The following is a 25,147-nucleotide window of genomic DNA, read 5'->3' as shown; positions in this document are numbered from 1 at the left end:
TAATGTATTTCTGAATTTGGTGATGACTCTGATTTTGGAGGCTACAAGGATCAGATCTTGGTTTGCCATGATTTTGCTGACTGCAGCCACCATTTCTGGCGTGAGACCGGAGCTGATTTGAGCTATTTTTTCTCCGTCTGTTTGGTAGTCCAGCAGCCAGTTTCTGAATTCCCCTACCGTCAGATGAGAAATTGTCTGAAAAGCATTGGTATCAAAGGATTCCTGAATCAATTGGGATACCGAATCGATTTCCGAGGGGATGATTTCCTCATTTAGAAACAGTTTCAGAGGAATATCTGCCAAAACTAGTTTGGCCGCAATCCTTTCCTGTTCACTTTGCGCAGCCAATCCTGCCATTTGATCCCCGGATTTTTCTGGGGAAGCCTTTGCCAAGACGGTTTTGAGATCAGAAAAAGTAAAATTGAAGTTTCCGATGCGATGCTGATAAACCATCTAATTAAAGTGGGGATTTATTTCATATTTTCCAATGGAAAACTCCTTAGGATATCAAATTCATAAATGCTATGGTTGAAATAGCCAAAGGGACCAGTCTTGAAAGCTAGTATAAATCTTCGACTATAGGATTGGGCATTCTCCACAAAAAATACCTACTGAATCAGATGAGTACTATAGCGTAAAGGATTTTCCGGAATTGATACGAGTAGGAAATAAGCTTATTCAATCAATGGGCCTTCAACAGTGAGGGAATGATCCAGTGCATTTCCCGAACTATCCAGCTGAATACGTACATCTCTTCCTGAAACTTCTGGGCCTGTATTTCCTAGCAATGCCCTCATAACTTCAATGTAGAAATGGGTTTTTAAATTATGTGGAGTGTTTGCCCCCACTATATCAGTAGTCCAATCAATTACCTGAACTATTCCATTTTCAAGATCAAATGTTACCAGGTCTGGTATTCTGGCTCCAACCAATCGTGAACCTATACCTCCTCTATGCCTTGTCTGGTATCTTCCTGTTAAAAGGTAATTTAGTAATGCATCATCTCCTCCAAGCAGGCTATCTCTTATGGTTAGCCATCCTTCGCTATTTCTGGCACCATTAGGGGATTGTCTTAGGGTGTCAATTATACTTCTCAAATGCTCCATCAGCGGAGTGTTTTGCAAAATAAAATGGTCTATTGTCTGTTGAAGGACTTCTTCCCTAATTTGAGGCAGAAGTTCTCCCCGTCCACTTGAGGTTAGTGCTGCATGTACATTTCTAAGGGTCTGTAATATTGAGTTGAAAGTTTGTCCATGTCTGGCAAAATCAGTTATACTTTCACGTCCACCATTTGCTTGTCTACGTTGATCATATTCCATCATACTTTGTTCTCTGGCGAGGCGTTCAGCTCTGGCTGCAACCGTCTCCGGACCCCGCCTGGTGCCAGCGGCTCTTGGGGTTATTGATTCACCCGGCGAGCTTATTGATGGGGTTTCACTGTCCGCAGATCTTGGAACATCTGAGACTTCGGTGACCCGGGATCCCAAAACAGTCTCTGAAATCAAGGTTGGGACGCTACCCATATCTGCTCCTCCCAGTTGATCACTGGCCCATTCGTGATACGCCTCTACACTTGGAAATTCAAGCCTACTTCGCCGACGACTACCAAATGATTGCGGAATGTCCACAATAATGGGGTTTTCCACACCAGGTATAAATGAGTAAATGGTATATTCCATAGTTCCATCAGGAAGCCTGAAATCAATCCTGGATGATCGAGGATTTCCGCCCGCCGTTATCGACTCTAACACTATAACTCCAATATCTCCACCCCCGCCACTCGGAATCCTATTGGTATATAAAGCCTCACCTGTTTCTGGGGACAGAGGATGATAATGGGCTTCCAATTCCCAGCTACCTCGATCCTGGCCTTCATTCAATAGTTCTTTCCAAGCTTGCTGCCTTCCACCAGACAGTGGGCCTTCACCATCTCCAACAGAAACCATTCGCTCTTCTCCCTGAACAATGATATATTCGTTTGTTTCACTATTTCGATAAATTGCAGCTTCTCTAAGAGGATCATTTGCTATCGAGTTATTGTACATCAGGTTCGATCCAAAGCTGTCAGTAGGGTCAGCGTCTTGCATTACCGTTGCATCTGGCATTGGGTCTGTTTCCCAGATTCTGTCTCCGGCAGGTGCACTGTCATCGATACTCCTTAAATGCTCCAGTAATTCTATGGCATTTCTATCCAGATCCGCAGCATTCGCCACATCTTCGTCTGCCATCCTTAGCCCTTCCAAGGCTTCATTAATGTCAGCAATTTCCAGTCCTAGAAGCGTTGCTTCCGGAGAACTTCTACGTAGTGTATCCAGTTGCTGCTGTATCCGATCTCTATGAAGGACCAATTCTCTTACCAATGGGTCAGCAGTATCCCCAACAACTGGGTTTTCGGGAGAAGAGGAACTGACAGGTGATACTTCTCCTCCTAGTAAAGATTCGGGTGTAACTTCTGTTTCAACTGGTATGCCTGGTATATCTGATCCTCTGTCAACAGATGGGGGGTTCGGATGGACGGTAGGAGAATCAATATTGGGAACAGTTGGCGTATCAACTTCAGGCAATTCAGTTGGGGTAGCGCTTTCACCATTTCCTTCCGATACCGGAGGTCCATGCTCAAGCATCTGAGCTGCTGAAATCGTAGTCACAACCCCTGACCTAACAGCTTGTAAAAATGCTTCAGCCCTTCGTGCACTTCGCTCGCCAGGGGATAAGGTCGTATCCATTTCAATTTGCCGCAATTGTTGTTCAAGCTGGATTGGAATGACCAGAACGGATTGACCTAGTTGTGCGACTCCTACATAGTATACTAGGCTGCCCATTCTTCTTGAGGTCATACCCAAGAATGGTATTGCTCCCCCCACAATGGCGGAAATATCCATAAATGTGGCAAAATCCCAATCAAAACGATCTGCCCGATGTCGACGCCATAGATGCTCGCCTGCTATAATTGCCCCGGCTGCACCACCTGCTAATCCAATACCTATTCCAACCGGTCCAGAGATGACCAATCCCGCAATTTCTGCGGCAGTAGCCAAATCCTGTAGCCTACGTAATGCCCTGTCTCGGGAACCTGGTGCACTCCGCATTGTTGTCTCTACAGTCAGACCCCTTGGCATCTCTTCGGGGAGGCGGATTGCGATAGTTCCTCTCCCGTAACCATTCCTCTCTCTGAAATTTACAAAGGCATTTCTCAGCGCTTCATTTTTACCGCTCATCCCTTCTCCGCTGCTTCTTCCTTCGTATTCATCCTGTGTCGCCGGACTTGTCAAATCTATAAGCTTGAAATGGTATGCACCCTCTTCGGAATCGGTGCTTTCTCCCAATATCATGATCAAAGGGTAGGAGGCTCCATTTTCTTCGGATACCAGCACAACTCTTGGTCGGTAGGATTGTATCATGTCGGCTTCCTGCCTTCTGCCATAGGAACGCATTCTGCTTAATACCCGCCGTTGTTCTGTGAGGTGATCGCGCATTTCTGCAGCGGTAACCCCGCTTAATTCCAGCTGAACTCTTAGCAATCTTGCTGCGGGACTCAGACCCTCAGTACCAGTTCTTCCTTCTATTTCGTTTAAGGCGTTTAATTGAATTTCAAGCTGTCCCAGTTGTTCATTGGCCCGCTCAACTGCACTTTGCGATTGTATTCGTTCAAGTTCGGAAAGTTGTGTTAAAAGCAGGTGTCGCTCTTCTTCGCTTGAAGCAGAATCCAAGAGATCATAAAGTCTGTCCAAGTCAGTCAATTCCTTGTCAACCAATTGGGTTGCTCTTTCATGAATATTGACTACACGCACTGCCTTGACGGCAACACTCGATGCTCTGCGCACTTGAGAATCTTCTTCGTAAACCGGAGAGGCTACACAACGGATGATGTATTCACCGGGTTCAGCCCAACCAATATCTATTTCATTTGAGGGGGTGGTAAGAAGATTTAAATAGCTGCTTATTATACTTCCTGCTACACGAATTCCATTACTCAATCCTATTAGCTCTAAGTAGGCAGCCCTTTGGGGCCATGTAACAAAAAGGTAAGGGTCATTTGCCATTTCATTTAAATCGGCCACGGTGTCTTCTTGTATCGCCTCCATATCTCTGCCGAATCGCATTAGCTCACCGCTAAGGGGGTTAATCATTTCGCCTTGACCCGGAAGTGTTTCATCCACTCCCTCTTCCCGTTCAATGGGATTTAGTCCAGTTACATCGATCACTTCCCAGTAATACCTGATGTATTGCATCCTGGCTCCAACCTGGTCAATCAATCTTGCACCGGCTATGGAAAAGTCCAGTTGCATGGACATTCGGTTGTTTGCTCCTAATACTGCAACCAAAAAATCCGGCCCGGAAATTTCCTCTAAGGAAGGCATTTCATCATTAGCCAGATCGTACGAAATTAGTTCAGCTCCATAAGCAATGGCATTCGCAGTACTGTCTGGAGATGTTAACTGTTCGTCAGTAAGTATGGCTCCCTGTTGGACTTGTGCGGGGCTTCCATTTGCACCTGGGGAGTCATCTGGCTCAAACCCTGTTTGCTCTACTCCTTCGGCTACCTCGAGGGATTCACTCGGGTCTCTTCCAGATTCGATTTGCCGAACTGTTTCGACAATACGGTCCATGGCAGTCTCTTGGCTATCTTCTTCATTTAACCTGATGGGACGTACTGCCTGATCTACCCATATATTTAAATAAATATCATCGTGCCCATTAATCCATATAACTGCCCGGTCTGGTAAATTGGTTGCCTGATCAGGGCTGGTTTCTGGAGATGTCCTCAATTGCCTGATGTGATTTTGAATACCTCTATTTAGCTCATCAGCCCAGGCGGGTAAAGGCGGTCTTTCTTGAGGATCTTCTCTTTGTGTTTCTTCTTCCGGCATGCTGGAACCTCCACCACTACCGGTGGCGTCAGGCACAATCAAGAAAGTAGAATTAAAATTCCAGAACTCATAAAAATCACTGGGTACGGTTGCGTTGGTCACAATAGATCCCTGAAAAGTCCCGTGACCTGTTTCATTGAGCGGATATAGTATTGGCCCCGAAGTAGACCAGACAACTTTATATATTCCAGGTCTGACTAAAAAGTTTATGGGGATCAGGGCACTTAACTGTTCTCCGCTTTCATTAAAAAAAACGACCCCTTCCCTGTCCAATTGTACCACTACTCTGATATCACTTTCTTCGAAAATCTCAGGACGGAGAAGGCGAAAGTTTTGAAGGAAAGCAGTAGCAAATGGCTCTGCACCATCTCCGGAAAAATCAAGGATTTGATCTGTCCCTTCAGTCCCAACCGATTCATCTTCTTCACCTTCAAATCTTTGTATTGCAGTTCCATCATTTTGTTGAACTGTATGTGTTAATTCATGAGCCAATAGTTTTTTACCCTCTTGGCTACTGGTTTCGAAATACCCAGAATTGAAATAAATATCTGAGCCATGGGTAAATGCCTTCGCTCCAAGGTTCTTACTCATTTTTTGGGCTGCAGAATCAGTATGGATCCGGACATGGCTAAAATCCGCTCCAAAACTCCGCTCCATTTCTGACTTTGTGTTTTTGGGCAATGGATTGCCGCTCCCTTTAGAAGAATATAGCTGGCGTGCAGTTTCATCCGAAACGGTCGGTAGGGACGAAGCTCCATGCTTGGCCATTAACGTAGATTCTTCCTGATCATCCCCTGCATTAGCCTGAAAGAAAATCTTCGGTTCGGGGATCCTTTGGATTTCTTCCTCTTGGGGCCCTTTTTCCTCCGCTTCGCAAGTGTCGCATTTGGCTTGAAAAGATCCAACGGTTACAGCAGAGGGTTTGCCTATAGTACTAAGGTTTGAGATCCCGCTATCGGACTGGGAGGTAACGTTTGGGCTAGATGGAAGGGGGGTGGATGGGTCAGAATTGGTAGAAGACTCAGAGCGTTGGGTAACAACCTGCTCGGCTACGCTATCAGCCTCTTGTTCAAATTTATCACCAGGTTCGTTGACTTTTAATTTTGTTTGGACAGGTATGGGAGAGAAAAAAGGGCTACGCCGCTGTCCATTGGACGCGGTTTTGCTATTTTTTCTTTCCTGCTGCGTTTCCATCTATGGTATTTTTATTGGGGGAGAGAATTAGTTGTATTTCTTGTCGTCAAACCATTTTTTGAGGTCGGCAGAAATGGAATTCAATTTATTTGACACCCAAAATGAATAGGCTTCTGCATAGAACTCTTCGGGTTTATGAGGCCAGTTTTTCCTGGCATAATCAGAAATTGGTTGGATATTATTAGCTTCTACAAACGCCACAAATTTCTGGACTCGTGCGGATCTTTCATGTGCTAAAGCATTGGCCTTAGCCGTATGAAAAAATGTGTCCTGATACTTTTCAAAGGATGGTAAAATTGTCAGTAAGGGATGTTTTCCATCTTTTTTGGAAAGTGATTCAAATGCTTGACCTCTTGTCTCGATTTGTTTGTTAACCGCTTCAATCAAGGTTTCTACCTCACTTTCAGATTTGTCCTGATCCTTGGTTTCTGTATAAAATGATTCGATTTCGGTACTCAGAGATTCTACAGAAGTAACATATTGTTTGGCTTCGCCCAGATCGGTCATCCCCGTCGTTAGTTTACCTTTGGCACTGGTCAATGCGGTATCGTGATCCGCCTTGGCAGCATCTGCGCTCTTTTTTATCGTATCTAGGTCAGCTTGGGCAATAGCGTGTTTTTTCGCTTCTGTGTCTTTTTTCTCCCATGCTGTTTTTGCTTTTTTTGCAGCGTCCTCTGCAGAATTAAATTCAGTTTCCTTTTTTGTTCTCTCCTTTCTCTTTTGCTCTACTGTTTTTTTTAACGCATCCATTTCAGATTTTAATTGTTTTTTGATCGTAGAATCGGATTCATTATTATACTCGTCTACCTTGTTGTTGTAGTCTGTCACTGCGTCATTGAATTCATCATTAGCAGTATTGAATGGATCGGCGCTGTCATTTTGTAGGTTTACCTTTTCATTGAATTTTGCTAAAGCCACGTTTGCTGCTAAATTGGCCTTTCTGCTAGGTAGGCTTGCGATTGCATGGCCAACTTCGTGCTGTACTAACCTTTTTTGCTCCGCCTCCGTAGAACCAGTGCTGAAATTCAAATCTGCAATTTCAAGCTCGTACTCATTGGTAACAGTGGTATCGTCTACCGATTGTTCTGACCCAAATTGACCTGCTATTTTGCCCCCTAAACTAGTAACACGTTTCAGGACTACATCTTTAAGGGCGGGGATATCAGCTTTTGGAATCATTTCGATTCCTTCTTTAGTTATCCTCAATTCTTCCGAAGTCCAATTAGAAGAACCATCCTCTACTGATTTGAGGGAAAAAGCTGTTTTGATAGCCGATTTTAGTTTTGCGATTTTTTCTTGTTCTACTTTTTCTGCCTCTTCATCCGGATCCCTTTGAATTTGTTTTGTGCCCTGCACTACATGGGTTAACTCATGGGCAAGAAGCTTTTTCCCTTCAAAAGTTTGGGGGTTGTATTGATTTTTCCCAAATACGATGTAATTTTGAAAAGTGTATGCTTTGGCATTGATTTCATCAGCACTTTTATTGGCAGTACCGTCATTATGAATTCTGACATTTCTGAAGTCTTGATCAAACGAGGATTCCATCGATTCCCTTACTCTATTTTCTATAGGCTCCCCGGCGGTTCTACAAGAATCAGTGACTGGTGAAGGAGATCCATTAGGCTGTCCTTTCAAAGGACTATTTTGTTTTGTATTCCCAGAGAAATTCCCTTTTAGATAAATGGAATCATTTAATTCTTGGTGTGAAGCAACTTGGCTGGAAATAACATCCGCTTCTTGCTCATATTGGTCGCCAGGCGTATTGATCTTAAGTTTGGCATGAACTTGAGTAGGTGAAAAAAAGGAAAGGTTCATTTTCCCCTTAAGTAAAGAACTGGACTTATGTTGTTCTTTTGAATGTTTCATAGATTTAAAAATTTATAAGGTCATTTTCCTTCTTTTTCCATTTCTCTCTTGATGCTTTTGACAATCATTTCCCTTGATAGACTGTAACTCTTGTTTTCCAGAGAGGCTAACGAGATGTATTGTACAATATTTAGGATATGAGAGCCAGTCAATTCGTATTGTTGGGCGAGCTCTTTTAAGATGCTTTCATCTTCTAAAATGAATTGCTCAGGCAAGGTCTTCTTCCAAATCATGAGCCGCTCCTCTGCTTTTGGAGTGGGGAAATAAATAATGGAATTAAACCTTCGGATAAATGCTGTATCGATGTTGTTTTTAAAATTGGAGGCCAATATGACTAGCCCATTGTAGCTTTCAATCCTTTGTAATAAATAGGACACTTCCTGGTTTGCGTATTTATCGTGGGCATCCCTGACTCCGGTTCTTTTACCAAAAATGGCATCGGCCTCATCAAAGAACAGGATCCAGTCTTTGTTTTCGGCTTTGTCAAAAAGTGCAGAAAGATTCTTTTCTGTCTCCCCTATATATTTGGACACGATCATTGATAAGTCTATTCTAAAAACTTCCCTGCCCGTATATTTTCCCAAAAGCGTAGCCGTCACAGTTTTTCCTGTTCCCGGTGGGCCATAAAACAATGCTCTGTATCCAGGTTTGATTTTTCTTCCCAAATCAAATTCAGTGAGTAGAGATTCCTTGTGTTTAAGCCAAATCTGAAGTTCATTGATCTGATTCCAGACTTGTTCTGGTAATACTAGATCCTCCCAGGTCATTTGCGTCTGAAGATGCTCTGCGGGGAAATTGATACTGAGAGTCGGAAGACTGATTTTACCGGATATGAACACCTCAACATATTCGGAATCCATGATCAGTGTTCCGCCTAGCCTGGGTTCGCCGGTTTTGACTGGGTTCAAGGAAACAATATGGTGTTTTATGAGCGGATTGCTTTGGTCAAAGAGGGAGAAATAACTCAGACGCTCCTGTATATCCATTCCAGCCAGTAGGAATAGGACAGTTTCTCCTGTTGGGATCATTCCACGGTGCTGGTCAACTTTGACTCCTCCGAATTCCGGAAAATCCCCTCCATTGGGGAGAAATTTTTGAATTATTCTGTCAAAAAAACCTGGGAGAATATGGGGGACTAACGCAGAGATAAGAAGGGTAATTTCTGATCTACTCAGCTTGTAATGCTGAAGAAAGTTTGACAAGGGAGAACTCCCGGATAACTCAAAATCCGGAAAAGGAGAGATCACTTTTTCTCCAAAATAATTCTCCAACCTTTGAGAGGTGATTGCTTGAAGATAGGATACAATATTTTGAATTTCTTTGCCCATTATTTCTTAAAACATCCATTGGGCGCCTGCGTGGATCAATACCCCTGTCTGAGGATTGTAAGTGAATCGTAATCCCACCCCAAAACCTTGATTTTCTTCATCGGCCAGGGGCTGAAGAGCCTTCACCGCTCCCATGATATCATCGATATTGTCGCCATGTGATTGATAAAAACTCAGCGGGTCCTGCATGGAACCTAAGTCTCCCAAAATGCCACGAGCACCAGCCCAGCCCTGATTCACAGGTCCGGCCAGATCAAATGGCATTGGTAAAAGCCTGGATCCGTAACCTAAATTAAATCCGAAGCCTCCACCTGTGAGGTCTGCATTGGCTCCAAACCGGAACTGATCTTGGGAATAACCAAATGAGAGTGCTGGAGAATGTGGATTAAAACCCAATTCGGTACTCATTGATGGGGTTTTTGTTCCTAATGTCAGATTCCCTCCATAATTGTATCCAAATCTAGTTTGCATCAAGCCTTGAGTAAACTGAAGTGCCACCCGACTTGTATTTGCTTCCAGCATCCATTGGCCCAAAGAAAATTGAAGGGATGGAGGCAACAAGTTATAATCGAATTCAAACTCACTTTCTTCCTCCGCATCTGGGCTAGGGGTTTTGTTATCATCCCGCTGAATTTCATTCTTGGGCGCTGCTCCTTGCTGCACCACATGTGTCAGTTCGTGTGCTAAAAGTTTTTTCCCTTTTAGTGTGTTTGGTTCGTACTCGCCTGAATTGAAAAAAATGTGGTCTCGATGTGTAAAAGCTCTGGCATTTAATTTATCGTTCAATTGCTGGGCATTATTTCCATCGTGGATTTTCACATTTCCAAAGTCAATACCAAATCTGGATTCCATCCAATTTCTGGTTTCTGGATTCAGGGTTTTCCCATTGGTCTTTTCAGATAAAACCCCATGTTCAACATCTTTTCTGGCACTGCCACCATTGGAATAAGCTTTCATCTGGATTTGTTCATTCTGCTCACATTCAGTGCACTTTTTTTGCAGATTAACTGTCGAAATCGGGCCGCTTAAGCCAAAGAAACTTCCGCCTTTCACTATTTTTTCTGCCATCGCATCTGCTTCTTGCTCATACCTGTCCCCAGGCCGGTTTACTGTTAGCTTTGCCTGAAAAAATGTTCCCTTCTGGTGTGTTGGGTGATTAGCGCTTAGTTTTTCTTTTAGTTTGTTCATCGCCAACTTTCGGTTTAGTTCCAATCCACATATATCATTTCACTCATCCAGGGGAGTCTGATAAGTCCAATTCCCCATGGCAGTTTCTCCATGAGGATGTCTACTGTTTTTCGTTCTACTTTCAGCTTCCAGCCTTTATCCACACGGGTTAATTTTCCGTTCCTTTGTAAAAATGTCTCTCTGAGCCCCTCCACACTGGTGTTTTTCAAAATCTCCCAGTGCGCAATGACATGTTGAAGGAGCTCTGCGCATTCCTGTTTACTTTCTTCAGTGATTTTATCTTTCAATTCCAAACCTTCATAGACCCCCATTCCACAAAGAAGCTTGTTCAGTACGAAGTAATTCTCCGGCAAATCAGTATCGCCGTAGACCAGAAATTGAAGGGTTTTTACCCCTGAATTTTGCGCTGAAGAATCTATAAACTTCCCATTTTCAGTCAATTTTAAATTCTCGAATAAGCCTTTGATATAAGGATGTAAAATGACTAGACCGGCATTTTCAATGTATATTTCCTCTTTAGAATTTAAGGTGTTTTCCTTACCTGCGGGGTGATGGGTTAATGGAATTTCACCTGTTGGGTTTTCAGAATCTGATTCATCCTGTTTAATGCTTTCGGAAAAATTGTTCTTGTCCTGTAGAATTGCGATTTCAGTTTTTGAGCGTTTCAGGTTTTCTACTATTTGCGGTGAGCTTCTTTCCATAGTTTTCAACAAAAAGTTGATTTTCATGGCAAATTCCTCATTTATCGGCCCTGAAATTACGCTGGCAAAAGCTTCCAGAAATTCAGCGTCTTTCTTTACTTCCAATTCAAAAAAAGGTGAAAGGGCAGGTATTCCGGCGCTATCTAAGCTGGAAATCACTGTTTCAATCAGCTTTTTATCGGATACTGTGACCTTTTTTGATCCGAAAGGCAAAAACACCAAAAGAATTTCATTTAGGCTTTTCTCCGCTCCCTGTCTTTGTAAGAAACTATAAATAGCTGAAATCTTTGGATTTGATTCCTTACCCAGCCATTCGAAAATTTTAGTAATGAATTTTTGGGAGAAAGAGCTGAAAAGTCTATTTCTGCAAAAGGTGTTTTTGCGGTAAGAACTGGCTAATTTTTCAAAAAAACGTTGGTTCAGATTGATCGTATTTTCCAGTTCTTCCGGTGAAGCAAATGGGCTGTTCCAAGGGAAATACCCTTTTTCCAGAAAGAAGAAGAATACCTCACTGGCTTTGGATTCCTTTGAAGTGTAGTTGTGTTTTCCAGACTTGCTTCTTGTTAACTCTTTTCTAACCTGTTCCTGGAGATTTTGAAGTAATTTTTCTTCCCAGTCCTCACCGGTCAAAAAACCACAGTCCAAAACCAGGGAATCGATTTCCAGCGTAGTTTTTGAATCCACAAGATCATCAAATTCCTTTTCTAGGGCGGGCTTCAGCTTTTCATAAAATACCTGAGTAAGTCTATCCTGAAGGCCCAAACCTTCCTCCATTCCCTCAAAATCAACTTGAAGAGCTGTGGTGTGGATTTTATGCTTTTGGGCCGGGCTCATTTTTTCCTTTATAGAATTCCTTCAATGATTTTGATTCTACGCAAATATTTCGGTTTTGCGGTGGCTTCACCATTCGCTGTGGTCTGGGTGGATGCTGCAGTGAAACCTGTTTCTATTTTTGCTAGTAACGCTATCTCAACTCTGCCAAAGGTTCCACTTTCTTTCAACTCAGCCCAGCTTTTGGCATGTTCTTCGATTGCATCAAATACCTTTTCCATCGGGATTTTAGCGGCATCATAATCTTCTTTTTGAAGGCAGACGATGTAGTTCACCAGCATGCTGAGGATCTGATAAAGCTGGAATCCAAATCCTCTGAATTCCTTAAATTCCAGAATAATGTTTTGGATACTTACCAGCCACTCCCTCATTTTTGAAACCAGACCGGTTCGACCAAATGCGGAGGCGAAGAAGTCTGTCTGTTTTGTGGTAGTTGAACTGGAGATAGTTTTCATGCTGGTGAAGAATTCTTTTATTTCACCATATGAACCTAACGTTTCCAGGAATTTTTTGAAATTCTCCGTCGGTTCTGTTTGATCGAAAGCTGTAAATGCTTCGAGTATATCAGTCAAAGAACCACAGGATTTTGTTCTGGGGTCTTCTTCTATTGTCGCACTGCTGACCCTGACCAAAACAGAATCGTTCGAGCTTTGACCCGAACTGTTCTTAACCTCCAAGTTGAATTTATAATCCCCTTCTAAAAGGCCGGAAATATTGGTTTTTGCTTGATTTGGTGTTTGGATAGTTGGCGCGTTAGGGCCACTGGCCAGGCTCCAGTTAAAAGTCAGTGCCCCGTTAGCCGGGTCCGCAGACTTAGTTCCATCTAAAGTAGTTCTACCCGGACTGTTAGGGCCTGCGATTGTAAGGGAAATATCGTCACCTGCTTCAGCGATTGGAGGATTGCTCTGAGCAGTTACAACCTTAACAGTTACCTCATCCTGGCTGGAAGCACCTTTGTCATCGGTCACTTTCAGGGCAAAAACATAGTCGCCTGCCTCTTTAAATTCTACCGCAGTTTTGGCATTAGCCGGTGTTTTCAGGATAACCTGAGGACCGCTCACCTGGCTCCAGGTAAAAGCCTTGATGGTTCCGTCTTCATCTTTGGAGGCGGAGCCATCCAAAGTGGTTGAAATAGACTGGCCAGTAGCAAGGGTAAGGGATTGGTCCCGACCGGCATCGGCCTGAGGGCCTTTATTTTCAACAGCAATCACGTGGATGGTAACCTCATCTTGGTCGGAAGCGCCTTTATCATCGGTCACTTTCAGGGCAAAAACATAATTCCCGGCGTCCCTGACTTCTGCTGTTGCTTTCGGCTTGTTTGGTGTTTTCAAAGTGATTTGCGGACCACTCACTTGAGTCCATGCAAAAACAGTAATTGTCCCGTCTTCATCAGATGATTTTGAACCGTCTAAGGCGAAAGAAATAGGCTGGTCTGGTGCCAGGGTAAATGTCTGGTCTTCTCCGGCATCTGCTATTGGCCCAATGTTTTCGGGTTCTTCTTCAGGAAGGATATAGGCTATAGGGGGGCACTCGCTGCAACATAAATAAGGCAGATAAAAATCAGCAATTACAGTTCCTTTTGGAATTGTGGATCCTTGATCTCTGATTTCCCTGTCTCTGAGGTTGAGTGCATCCAACACCTTTTTTGCAGCATCTCCTAAATTTAAATTTTTGACTAAATCCGAGGCGAATCCGAACTCAGTCTTTTCGACTGATTTAAGGGTTAAAGCGCCAGCGGAGGTTGGAATCTCTTCTGAAAGAATTGAAGCGCTATCACTTACGGAAGTAGTAGCAGTAAACCTGGGAGAGGTAGCTGCTAAAGATAGTCCTGAAATCAACGCGCTGTTAAAGGTCAGGTCCGGTAAGGTCAACACCTGATCTGTAGCTCCATTATAAACCAAAATAAAAGTACCACCCTTTGACACACCAGCCTTATGTTCAATTCCAGTGTGTTTTTTGAAATATTCACTGAAGTTGATTGCAGCATTGTATTCTTCCATTCTCTTTAGGTATTCATCTTTAAGTGCAAAAAGCTTTTCATTGGCACATTTGAAAAGTAATTCTGTATTGCCGGCAGAGAAATACCGTTTGATTTCCTCATTTTCAGATTGGCTTGCCTCCTGGATAAGACTAGCCACCGTTTTGGAATAGGGGGTCCATAACTTATTATAGTTTTGCTCATCAAATTTATCCAAATCAAAAGCAAGCAGATATTTTACTATTTCCGCCAGTTGCTGTAAAAAGATCAATAAAAGGTCTGGCTGCTTGATGATGTACTCGTAAAATGCCTTTTGATTTACAATGAATAAACCCACGTCTTTTGCTACGAAGTCTGCGAGTTTTTCGCCTTCTTCTACATCTCTCAAAGCAAGGTTCTTTATAATGTCTTCATTGGAAATGCTCAAGGGTTGGTTTTGGAGTAGATCTGCCTTGATGGCTTTCTGCATATCCACCAGATTTCTGGAAATGTAGAAATCCTTTGTAAGGGCAAGAGCACCCAGATTTCGGTTTGGTTCTACGGTTTTCTTGGGTCTTAAATTTCCCACATAAGCCATAATTTGTTGGAGCTGGCAGACGATTCCTGTGATCATCACCCGATAATCAGAGGCTAAATCAATCACGTGACAGCTGATTTCCTTCCCATTCAAAATGGTCGAAAGATCAATGGCATTGAGTGCAACCACTTCAAAAGGGAGATTGAATTTGTTCTTTTGCTGGATGATATCCGTCAGTGCTGTGCGGTAATTTTTGCCGATATGTCCCTCAATCCTAAAGGCATTGTATCGCTCAATATCATACAGCAATGGATTCCTGACCGGCTCGGGAGCATCCACTTGTTGGGCAGCCCGATATCCTAAGTTATAGCGCGCATTGCCATTGAAGCTTCGGTTGAAATACCATGTTGGATTGATGGTTTTCCAGTCATAGTAGTAGGGAATGGCCCTATAGCTGATGGCTTCCGGACCTAGATAATTTGGGGTGATCTGAATGGGTTCATTGACTGATAGTTTATCCCCGATAAATGCTTTTACCATGGCTGCCAGCCTTTCCAATAAAGAAGCGGCTTCTTCCCTGTTTTTTGACTGGTGGTTTAGAATTGGTGCAGGCTCAAAATAATTCCTATACCCATTCCCTTTACCAAGAGCTGTGTTTTCATTGGCCGTACCCAGTGTCAGATGAAGTGGAAAATCCATTTCTTCAGGGCAACATTCCCCGTAGGCTTCTCTGATTTTTGATCTGAATTCCAGGTAAGCTTTGAACAAGTCGTCTACAAAATCATAGAAGTACTGGATATAGATCCGTTGATTGGGACTGGTTGAAAATTTCTTTTTGAATTCAATTAGATTTAGGCTTTTCAGGGGGTTCTCAGCAGGTAGACCAAGAAGTGTTGCATACTTATCCCAGCATAGGATCAGATTCTCGGACATTTTTGTCAAAGTGACATCATCAGTAATGGTCAAAAATTCCTGAAGGATATCCTCTGAAGTTTTAAGTTCTTTTACCGGAACATTGTATCGCTTGAGCAGAAGAGAGTTAAAGCCGGTTTTATTATGGGGATCCAGAAATTTCTTATGCACAAGCAAGGCACGAAGGGCAAATTCCATTTTACTCCCTTTGTCATTACAGTCCTGGGTATCACAGTTTTTAAGATCAATCTGCTCAGCCTCCAAAAACAAGACTATTGCATAATTCTCTGTTTTTATGGATGTTAAAGGTTTTTTGTCTTCTACGTCTTTATCGTTTTTAGGGATCAGCTCCAAGAGGTCTGTTTGCTGGTAATAGGGAATATCTTTCCTGTTTTCAGCACTACACTGCGTCAAAAAAGTAAGGTCATTGGGAAGGGAGGGCGGTGTATAAGTTGAATAAAAGGAATAGGTAGTAGCACAAAGCTGAATCAGGTATCCTTGGGAAGTTAAGCCGCAGCCTTTGCTGATTTTAATCTCTGAAGCGGAGGTTTGAATCTCTAATCCACAGACTATACCTCTACCAATGAGCTTGATCCGAGTCAACCTTTCCTGTTGTTCAAGGTAATTCATTAGGTTGTTCAGGTGGCCATTGGACAATACCTGATCAGCTTCAAAAACGGGATATGATAGTATAGGCTGCATGATTATAAATTTTGAGTTCCTAAAATTGTTTTACCCAGCATGACAGGGTTTTTGTCGGCATCGCTTTCTTCGCAATCGTGCAGCGTTGCCTTTGGATACACAGAGTTGAGTTTTGCCAATAGTTCCAGCATGCTGTCATTGGCCTTGTGATACGTTGACTGGTTATTACCATCCCGTTTGAATTTTGCGAGTTCTTCGATCCATCTTTTATAGGCCGTTTCAAACGCTCTTAATTTCTCATTGCTCACCCAGCAAACTTTTAATTGGATGTGTGCCGGTGCTTCTTCAAAAATTTTCCTTTCGAAATAGTTACGATAGGCCATATTGTCAAAATGACCTGGCCAATGGGGCAAAATCACGGAGGCCCTGAATGAATAACTATCTGCTTCACAAGGGCAATCACAATCATGAAGACAGACTTCCATCAAGTTGAAGTCTTTGCTTTTCGGCCTCAATAGAATATGCTCAATCAGATGAAAACCTTCGGGGTCCTGGCAGTCTCCGGTCAATTCGGTCAGCAGTTCTTCGATAACCACATTCGCCTCTTCTTCATTGGGAAAAGTAGTTTCACTCTCAAGAATGATGGAGTTTCCTTTTTTTAGTTTGACCTGCTTGGTGGTATAATGGTAGTTCTCTGGATTGGCACCCAATTCCATTACTTCTTCCAGGACCTGCTCAGCCTCGGCTTTGTCAGCATATAGCTTGGAAATCAATCGGGTTCCATTTCTGGCAGTGATGGAAAAAGAATGCCTACAGTGAACCTCATCTCCAACCTCTGTTTCCTCACATATGATTTCAACATTTTTGATGCAATACAAAAAACGCCTTGTAAAATCTTTGATACCCGTAAGCTGACTTACCTTTTTTTCTAAGCCTGAGACATTATCCGTATCCCATAAGTTTGATTCCTCGAGATTGAAAGATTCATCTTGGGGGAAATAATTGAATGCCAATGATCTTCCATAGCTGATTTCGGGGTAAGACTGTAGGGTTCTGCACTTAATTTCGATAAGTTCTTCCGGCTCAATTTTTTCAAGGTTTAGGTTTTCCAGGTTAATTCGATACATGAGCAAGGAATAATCATTGAAGGATTCCGCAAACCGTGCTAACAAGTGGTCTAAAAATCGATTTCTTCTTTCCTGAAATTGTGTTTTGGTTTCATATAGTTTTTGCCAAAGTGCTTCACTGACGGGATCTCCTGAACTATTAGCCAATGCTGGTTCCATATCCGAATGGAGTATTCCTTCTACTTCTTTTATGTTTCCAAGGTATTGGGCAAAATAGGTCTGTCGGATAGTATCTGTGGAAAAGAGCTTTTTGGCGTTGCTTAGTTGGGCAAAAAAATCAGCTAGCAACTGCTCAAAGAACATGAGGTATCCTTTCAATTGCTGCTGCTGGGCCTTTCTCAAATCTGTAGCTTCAGGGGGTAATCCATATTCTCCCACCCCATATACAATAGGCAGGTCATATTGGATTGGCCAATAGCTTGTAGTGTCTCTTTTCGTACCTTTTGGAACAGGTAAATCTTCAAAGGTAGGAACCAGTTTACCTGCCATATTCTGGGTATGAAGTAGATGAACAGTATCCCGGACCTCCTCAAACCTGGAGAGAAAAGGAAATCCATCTTTGAAAAATAAGATTTTGGAAAAATCCGGGCTCATTACCGGCTTGTGCATAGGGGAAATAGGTAAGCACCAAGACACCCCCTTTTGACCTGGAACGGGCTTCCCATTTTGATCATATTTGGTCATCAGGAAGTTTTTGATTTCCTTGACTCCTTCCAGATCCATCAACAGATTGATAATATCTGAAGCATAGATGACTTGTTTTAATTGTGCCTTTTCCAGTTCATCAGTCACAATGAACCCATGTCCGAGCTTAGGTCCCTCAAAAATTTCTTCTACGGGAATTCCTTTTTTTCTCTGCTCACCGAACGTATAGAATGACACTGGGGGATTCAGGTAGTTCTCTATCGTAAAATAGATTTCTGCCTGTATTTTTTCTATGTCTACATCTGGCTGGACCACTACGTCAAAACAAAAGGCGACTTCTTCTGAATCTATGGGTTGGACAGAAATAAAATCCTCACATAGGTTTCGGTTTTCATGAAGCGTCTTGACACTATTTTTTATTACCAGGTCAGCCTTGGATAGTTTAGTTACATAAGTATCAAAAATCAATTGGACATAGTCATTATCCTGAAGCATCCGCTCAACATGAGGATCCAAAATTTTTCCTTTTGTCGGGTTTTTTGGGACACTGACTTTAAAGAAGAGATCAATGAGTTCTCCGGATGCCAGTTGTATTTTGAAGAGATAAGACCAGTTTGCAATGTTATTTTTCTCCACCGAAAAATTGCTGACTTCCTCTGCAAGTATTTTCGGATTTACTTGCTTGATGCCGGGAAATTCAAATTTGACCTGAAATTCTCCAGCCTCAATAGAAACAGTTGGAGTAAGTGGGAAAGCGATATTTTCCAATACCACATCCCCGGTATTCATATCGCCTAGTTCGAGATCTACCGATAAGTCCAAAAGCACGGTGTACAATCCTTTCAGTACTAATTCATGTTTGGTGGGATCGTATTGGAGGAGGTCTTCTTGGCAATTGAGAAAAATGGGAGTTTCCTGTTTGCCATCAGTAAATAGCCAGGCATTATTGATCCCTGGAATATCTATCAAAAGTTTTCTATAATCCAGGATAGTTAAGGGAGCTGAGGTCAGAATATTTCTTGCCGTATAGAAGCTTTGTCCGCTTGCTTCTGCCAAAAGGTCTTTGATTTCGAAATTCGTTCTATACCCTAATTCGGTAATGGCGTAGCAGATTGCCTCCAAGATCGTTATGCCTGGATCATGGCTATTGTAATCCGTCCATAGATCACTTGACAGAGATTCTATGTAGTGCAAACCTTCCTGACGCAATCGTTCATAGTCCATGGAATGGGCCAATGCGGAGTTCTTAGGTATGTTCGGAGAGGCTTTCATCAGCAGTCGCAGGTTTGGATTACATCAATGAGATGTCTAGGAGAGCTCAGGTTGGATTCATCATAATGTGAAACCAGAACTGATAGGGAGGTGGTAGCTATTATTTCGTCCACGTCGTAGGTGGATTGGTAGACATTCCCTTCATTATCACGAATGATGTGGTTGAGTTTGAAGCAGCTTAAAAAGTCCACGTATGGCCTTTCCTCAACAAAATTTATCAGGATGGATTTGGTCACCTTCCCGCCGAAATTGATTTTTTTGCCAGTGTCCCAGGCCCATGGGCATAGAAATTTCTCGATCTCCAGGTCTAATAAGTTGCGGTAAAATATTTCATCCCTATGCTCATGGAAACGAACTTCAAAATCCAGCTGAACCTCTTCAAATTTTGGATTGACCACATGAAGTTTGGCAAAAGGATTTTTGAGCCTTGTCAAAAAAAGGCTAATATCCGTCAGGGTGCCAATAGGGGTATAAGGTGTGAGCGGATTGATGTTGGATTTGTTTTTCAGATCCGGAATACAGATTACCGTGGTATTCCCCGGGAAATTTTCGCAGAAAACCTGCTCTCCGTTTTTTTCATAAAAACCAGCGTGATTGAGACATTTGACCTGATAAATTGAAGGGAACTCCTCCAGGATCAGGTGTTCATAATCCCACATCGTTATGGCTCTTTGCTTGTGTCTAAGTCTTTCACTTACCCGCTGATAATAATCTTCGTCCTTCTCCCGACTCCTTCCGCCGAGGGAATCAGCAGGCTGCGAGATAGACTTAACAGCACTATCAGATCGGACCAGTTTACTTATTGTCCCGGCAGGAAGAATTGATCTGAATTCTATGGCTTTGGATTCATCCTGAATTAACTCTGCTAAAGCAGCCTGCGCCTTGATCTCAATGATTTTGCAGACAGCATCTGTATTGTCAACGACCGATACCCGAAGCCAAATTAAACCAGTTGTCAATGCTGTATGGGAATTGGCCGCTTCTTTGGGAAAGCTTAGTGTGGTTATACCCGTTCTAGTCAGGTTGACAGTTCCATCTATTACGTTGTTTGATTCAAAAAACTGCCATTGATCTTTTTCATCCAGGTAGGACCAATTGACTTGTTCCATGTTTTTTAATGGATTGGAACTTCCTTCAGCGAGGAGAAAAAGAAGATTAATTGTGCTGGGAAGTACTGATTTGGCAATACCTAGTAAGAGTTCTCCACTTTGGTCAAATCGAGGAATAAGTGATAAATTCCCATCAGTCCCAGGCTGGAAATAGCCGAATGGAGTCACATGATAAAAGGTGTTTTTTGGATCAACAGCTCCAAAAGGAATGATCTGGGAAGCTGAATAGTCTATCGAAAAGGATTCGGAAATCAGCTCTTTGGGAACGGGAACAGAGTTTCCGGATACCGTGCTCAATCCAGCTAGTGCATTGATATCACTTAGACCGTTGATTCCAGCTCCAATGGATGTATTAGCCGTAAAATCTTCCGGAGCAGAGGCAGCTTTTCTTTCAATGGCTCTGGCCGTCACTACTCCTTGTTGGGAATTGATGACTACTTTGTCCAGCGCCTTGTTTACTTCGGCCATATAGCTGGCAAGGGAATAAAGTGAGGTATTTAACCTGAATCTAAAAAATCCTTCAAAAGAAGTCGCCTGTAAAAAAGTATTGGCCCCAAAGTCCATATTGGTTGGTTTCAATAAGTGGCCATCCGGATTTTTCTCGATCAGATAGGAATTGTTTTCTTTGGTCTTGGGATAGGAATCCCAGACATTTCCATGCAAATATTGGCAGGTGATATTTTCTGATATGGGGAAATTGACCTTCAGAGAATCCAGTTTTTTTTGAAAGATTTCCCTGGAACCAATATAAAATCCAGCATTTAGTTTTGGGAAATCACCAAATGGTTTGAAAGGTTTAGACGCATCTATTGAGCCTCCATCACTACTGAGTGCCAAGTCCTTTACTCCGATCACCTCTACTGAAAGCTTGATTGAGCTAATGGGATTATCCATCAGTTCGGTGTACCAGACAGTACTGGACTTTTGGTCTAGCGTTGCTATGAGCAGGGGCAAAGCCGTACCAAATTGCTTTTTATGGGTTTTTTCGGAATAGGGAATAATGGAAGGTTCCTCCACTCCCAAGGAAAATTCCAGGCTCAGGCTTTTTTGATTTTCTGTGAACTGGGCATCCACCTCTTTAATCACCCAATCTTTCTCTCCGGTAATCGAGAGTTGAAAGGGGATGCTTTTTTGATATCCGAAAGCTGAAAATCCCGATTTGGACTTCAGGGGACTTGAAAAAATTACAGTAATTGAAATTTTCCGTTCCCCTTCCTTTAGGAATAATACGTTGGATGCGATGGCGAATCCAGCCTCATTTGTGGGCTCGGATTTTTGATCCCCAAAGGCAAACCAACTTTTGTCATCTCCTTCAAATTTTTCTCCTTTGCCGTCTTTGCTATTCACTTGTGGAAAGGCAAGCAGACTTTGATTATGGACCTGGAAAGCTTTTATTTCACTGACCTCAGCCTGATTGAAAATCACATCCTCAACAAGACCGTAAGTCATTTCATTTCCATTGAGATCTTTTCCTCCTTTAAAAAGAGTTCCTTTTTTGAGTTGGTGCCAGAGGATGTGCTTTTGTAGTTCAAATGTTAAATGAACTTGATCCGCTACGGGTGGTTTGTTTTCAAGTCTAAGGACATCGTTGTAATAAAAGTCTAAATGTCGTTTAGTAAAGCCATTGACACTGTCCTGTGCTGCTTTGAATAGTTTTAAAAATGCCAGAAAAAGTCCGTAATGCGGTTCATGATTGGAATAGGTGTTCAATGAAGCCTCAAGTAAATCCTGCGCTTTGATAAGTATGGAAGAAATGCCTCCAAGAAATGCGGTGAGCTGGTTATTGAAAAGGTTATGGTTGATGACATGACTGATTTTTTCGCTGACAGTAATGCCGGGGATTGTAATATTCAGCTTTTCGGAGGTCATCGAAAAAAAGTCTAAAGAAAGGGGGACATGTGAATTTTGGGTAACAAAAGGCGCACTAGGGTCCGTTTGATCAGAAACCGAAAATAGATCAACATGAGCTGATTTAAAGTTTGCCAATCTGGAAAAAGGGGTGTTTAATTTTGACTGGATGATGGACTGAATTGTGTTTTGGTATGCTGCTTCTCCGGTCAGCAATCCACATTGTTCATCAATGAGCGAGACCAAAGAAAAGATCAGGTCAAAGTAGAATTTAAAGTGCAGGCTTGCTTCTTCGTCGTTTCCGGCAGCAACGGCAAGTTTGGTATTTTTGCGGAGCAGCTTTAAATAATCTGAAAGTTGAAGAAGGTCTAAGGCCAATAAAACAGAGAGGATTGCGGAAATATCCATTTTCATTAAGGGCTCCCACGTACCTTCCTCTTGATTGTTTTCGTTTTTGTATTTGAGATAAGCGGCATACTTTTTTGCAAAGAGGATAATGTCTTCCATAGATCTCTCATCCACTTTGGCGAAAGTGGGTGGGAGTGCAGAGAGTCTTCTTGTCAGTCTATCTACACCTTCTCTGGTCAATGGATTTTTGTCATTGCAGGCCATACCTCATGGGTTCAGTTCACTTCCTTCTGTTTTATAAAATGGATAGACAAAGTTGAATCTTGAATTGGTAGCCCTAACCTTATAGGAGAGTGATAGTAGGATTCTTCCTTCCAGTTCACCTGTATCATCAAGCTCAATCTTTTCTACTTCGATGCGCGGTTCGTGATATACAATTGCGGTTTTAATCAGGTCAACGATGTAGGTTTTGAAAGTCGTGGTCAGAGGCTCAAAGACCAGTTCATGTAAGTCACATCCGTAATCTGAACGCATAATCCGTTCTCCCCTTTTTGTAGAAAGGAGTATTTCCAGACTGCTCTGAATGTCTTCTTCATCCCGGAGCATATGTGTCTTGGCTCCTTGGCTTTCAAATTGAGGAGGGAAGCTCCAACCGCTACCCAAAAATGATCTGTTCAAATTTTCCATAGCTTCATCCTCCGATAATTACTGTGGGACAACCAATACTGATTACTCCTCCATGTGCGGTAGCATCACCGATTCTAGCCGCGGGCATTCCTCCTATTATCACCGAGGATGAGCCTGTCAAAATAGTATCTGGTGGCCCTGCGCAACTGGCTAAATCACCTAATCTGGCTGCAGGCAATCCCCCGATCAAAACCGTGGGTTCACCAGCCGGTAAGATAGGCCCTCCTACATGAGGGGTTCCTCCCGGAGTCAGCATTGGACAGGTATGCATGTCTGTTATTCTGGCGGCTAAAGGCATTCTGCGTTTAATTTATTTTGACAAGACTCCCTTTGATATTCACTAAAGACCCCTCGAAATCAGCGGTTCCGTTGCTTTTAAAGCTTAACCCTGCAGAAGCTTCTGCACTGATTTTCATATCAGCTTTAAGCGCAATTTCCGGCGCGGCAAAACTTATTTTAGAACCGGCTTTGAGACTGATTTCCATTGGAGAATCCAATACAATCCCGCTGTCGTCCATGGTTAACCTATTTCCGGTTGCATCTTCAACCTGAATGATCCCGGCGGCATCATCTAATGTGAATTTTCTTTCTCCGGGAGTTTCTATAACAATACTTTTATCACCATCATGAATAGTGATCTTTATTTCCGATCGGGAGACATAACCTTTTTTGTCGTTATTATTTTCTGGCTCAAAGGGCGTAGGTTTAGCACTACTGTGGATCATCCCCAGAATTACGGGTTGTGATGGGTCATCATTGATAAAGCCTACGATTACCTCATCATCGACTTCCGGACGGAAAAATGTACCTCGGGTATCGCCTGCATCTAAAGTGGAAACCCGGGCAAAAATCCCTGCATCATTTGGATTTACCAAAGGCAGCCGGACTTTGACTCTACCTTCTCCCAAGGGATCGATTATGTCTGTGACAATTCCAATATGAAGACCTTGTATCCTTGAATATTGGCCGGAAGCTGAGCTGATGGAGGAACTGTTGAATTTCTCAGTGAAAAAATCTTCTTCCCAACCCAATACGGCTTCAGTAACCCAATTCCCCTGACTCACTTCATGTTGGACTGCACTGACAAAGGCCTTCCCGTTAAATTGATCTCCGATACCGGCCAAGTTTAGCCATTCACCCGGTTTGACATCGGCATTTCCGCCAAAAGCTATTTTTCCCTTGATTTTGGAGAGGGATTGTTTGTTTTTTTTGGCATCCGCCAGTGATTGCAGAGATTCATTAGAGAACTTGCCTGAGGATCTGATCTCAAATTCCTGGCCGTTGATTTCCGCCAGTGTTGACCCTTGGATATTTCCTGGTGAGGCAGAATCCAGCGTGGCACCTTCTGCTTCTAGAACCGTTTGATTGGCATAATCCCATGAGAAGGCCTTCACCGCCGTAGCCTGTGAACGAATGTCGGAGTCTGCCCTGAAAGAAAGAATATTGGTTCCGAATATCAAATCCAGGACTGGATTAAGGGAAGGGTCGGGTTTTATCACCTTGAGCTCAGACCCGTCAATCAGGCAGGCCATGCCGTTGGTATCGATTCTTCCAATCATAAAATCCCAATCAGTCACATTTGCCTGGAGTAGTTGTTCCTGGGTGTTTCCAAATGCTTGAATGTCTATTTCTGACAATCCATTATCCTGAAGAATCTGCTCTACTACTTCACTGTCAGTAATTTCGTTAAAATGCCTGCTTTTTGGAGAAACAGTCATTTTTACGGCTTCGTGCTTGCAGGTGACAAGCAGTATGGACTTATTCCCTTGGACGATGTGGGAATTGCAGATTACTATTCCTCTAAAAACCGATTGGTCATCAGTATTGTAGCCTAGTTGGATTTCTATACTTTTTCCCAATGCAAAATCCCCCCTGTTACTGATTTCAAAATCTGAATCTGCGGCTGAGCCATCTGCTAATTTGATGGTGGCATAGGGGATTTTATTCAGTTCTGAATAAACATTGATCTCCAGCACCTGAACCTGTCCGGACACTACCTGTTCAGGTACAGCAAAGGGCCCATCTCCCAATAGGATTTTTGAAGTAACTAATTCCCTGTTTGCAGTGGGTATCATGGGTTTAT

The 25,147-nt window shown here is 42.7% G+C and carries 12 protein-coding genes; all 12 read right to left on the bottom strand.

Annotated features, from left to right (window positions below; translation table 11 throughout):
* The coding region (gene eutB / locus AS141_RS17560; RefSeq protein ID WP_198293574.1) for an ethanolamine ammonia-lyase subunit EutB at positions 1-453 on the bottom strand (453 nt) is incomplete at its 3' end.
* Positions 454-674: 221 nt separating this feature from the next.
* Positions 675-6,065 (bottom strand): eCIS core domain-containing protein, encoded by a 5,391-nt coding sequence (locus AS141_RS17555; protein WP_057938986.1) that lies wholly within the window; start codon positions 6,063-6,065, stop codon positions 675-677.
* Positions 6,066-6,092: 27 nt separating this feature from the next.
* A complete protein-coding gene (locus tag AS141_RS17550) occupies positions 6,093-7,931 on the bottom strand; it encodes an eCIS core domain-containing protein (RefSeq protein ID WP_057938985.1) in 1,839 nt (612 codons plus the stop codon).
* 20 nt (positions 7,932-7,951) lie between these two features.
* A complete protein-coding gene (locus tag AS141_RS17545) occupies positions 7,952-9,259 on the bottom strand; it encodes an ATP-binding protein (protein ID WP_087149440.1) in 1,308 nt (435 codons plus the stop codon).
* A gap of 6 nt (positions 9,260-9,265) precedes the next feature.
* Positions 9,266-10,447 (bottom strand): eCIS core domain-containing protein, encoded by a 1,182-nt coding sequence (locus tag AS141_RS17540; RefSeq protein WP_057938984.1) that lies wholly within the window; start codon positions 10,445-10,447, stop codon positions 9,266-9,268.
* 14 nt (positions 10,448-10,461) lie between these two features.
* Positions 10,462-11,982: a contractile injection system tape measure protein gene (locus AS141_RS17535; protein ID WP_057938983.1), complete on the bottom strand. Its 1,521-nt coding sequence runs from the start codon at positions 11,980-11,982 to the stop codon at positions 10,462-10,464.
* Between the two features lie 8 nt (positions 11,983-11,990).
* Positions 11,991-16,088 carry a PKD domain-containing protein gene (locus AS141_RS17530; RefSeq protein ID WP_057938982.1) on the bottom strand — a complete coding sequence of 1,366 codons (4,098 nt, stop codon included), beginning with the start codon at positions 16,086-16,088 and terminating at the stop codon, positions 11,991-11,993.
* 2 nt (positions 16,089-16,090) lie between these two features.
* Positions 16,091-19,072 (bottom strand): hypothetical protein, encoded by a 2,982-nt coding sequence (locus AS141_RS17525; RefSeq protein WP_057938981.1) that lies wholly within the window; start codon positions 19,070-19,072, stop codon positions 16,091-16,093.
* On the bottom strand, positions 19,072-22,641 hold the full coding sequence (locus AS141_RS17520) for a baseplate J/gp47 family protein (RefSeq protein WP_057938980.1): 3,570 nt from the start codon (positions 22,639-22,641) through the stop codon (positions 19,072-19,074). The genes AS141_RS17525 and AS141_RS17520 overlap by 1 nt, the downstream gene beginning before the upstream one ends.
* 3 nt (positions 22,642-22,644) lie before the next feature.
* A complete protein-coding gene (locus AS141_RS17515) occupies positions 22,645-23,064 on the bottom strand; it encodes a GPW/gp25 family protein (RefSeq protein ID WP_057938979.1) in 420 nt (139 codons plus the stop codon).
* A 4-nt stretch (positions 23,065-23,068) separates the two neighbouring features.
* Positions 23,069-23,362 carry a PAAR domain-containing protein gene (locus AS141_RS17510; RefSeq protein ID WP_057938978.1) on the bottom strand — a complete coding sequence of 98 codons (294 nt, stop codon included), beginning with the start codon at positions 23,360-23,362 and terminating at the stop codon, positions 23,069-23,071.
* A 7-nt stretch (positions 23,363-23,369) separates the two neighbouring features.
* Positions 23,370-25,139, bottom strand: a complete 1,770-nt coding sequence (gene vgrG, locus AS141_RS17505; RefSeq protein ID WP_057938977.1) for a type VI secretion system tip protein VgrG — start codon at positions 25,137-25,139, stop codon at positions 23,370-23,372.
* Positions 25,140-25,147 lie beyond the last annotated feature (8 nt).

This window comes from Algoriphagus resistens (assembly GCF_001442615.1).
In the GTDB taxonomy this organism is placed as follows: domain Bacteria; phylum Bacteroidota; class Bacteroidia; order Cytophagales; family Cyclobacteriaceae; genus Algoriphagus; species Algoriphagus resistens.
This window is presented reverse-complemented; position numbering and strand designations above follow the sequence as displayed.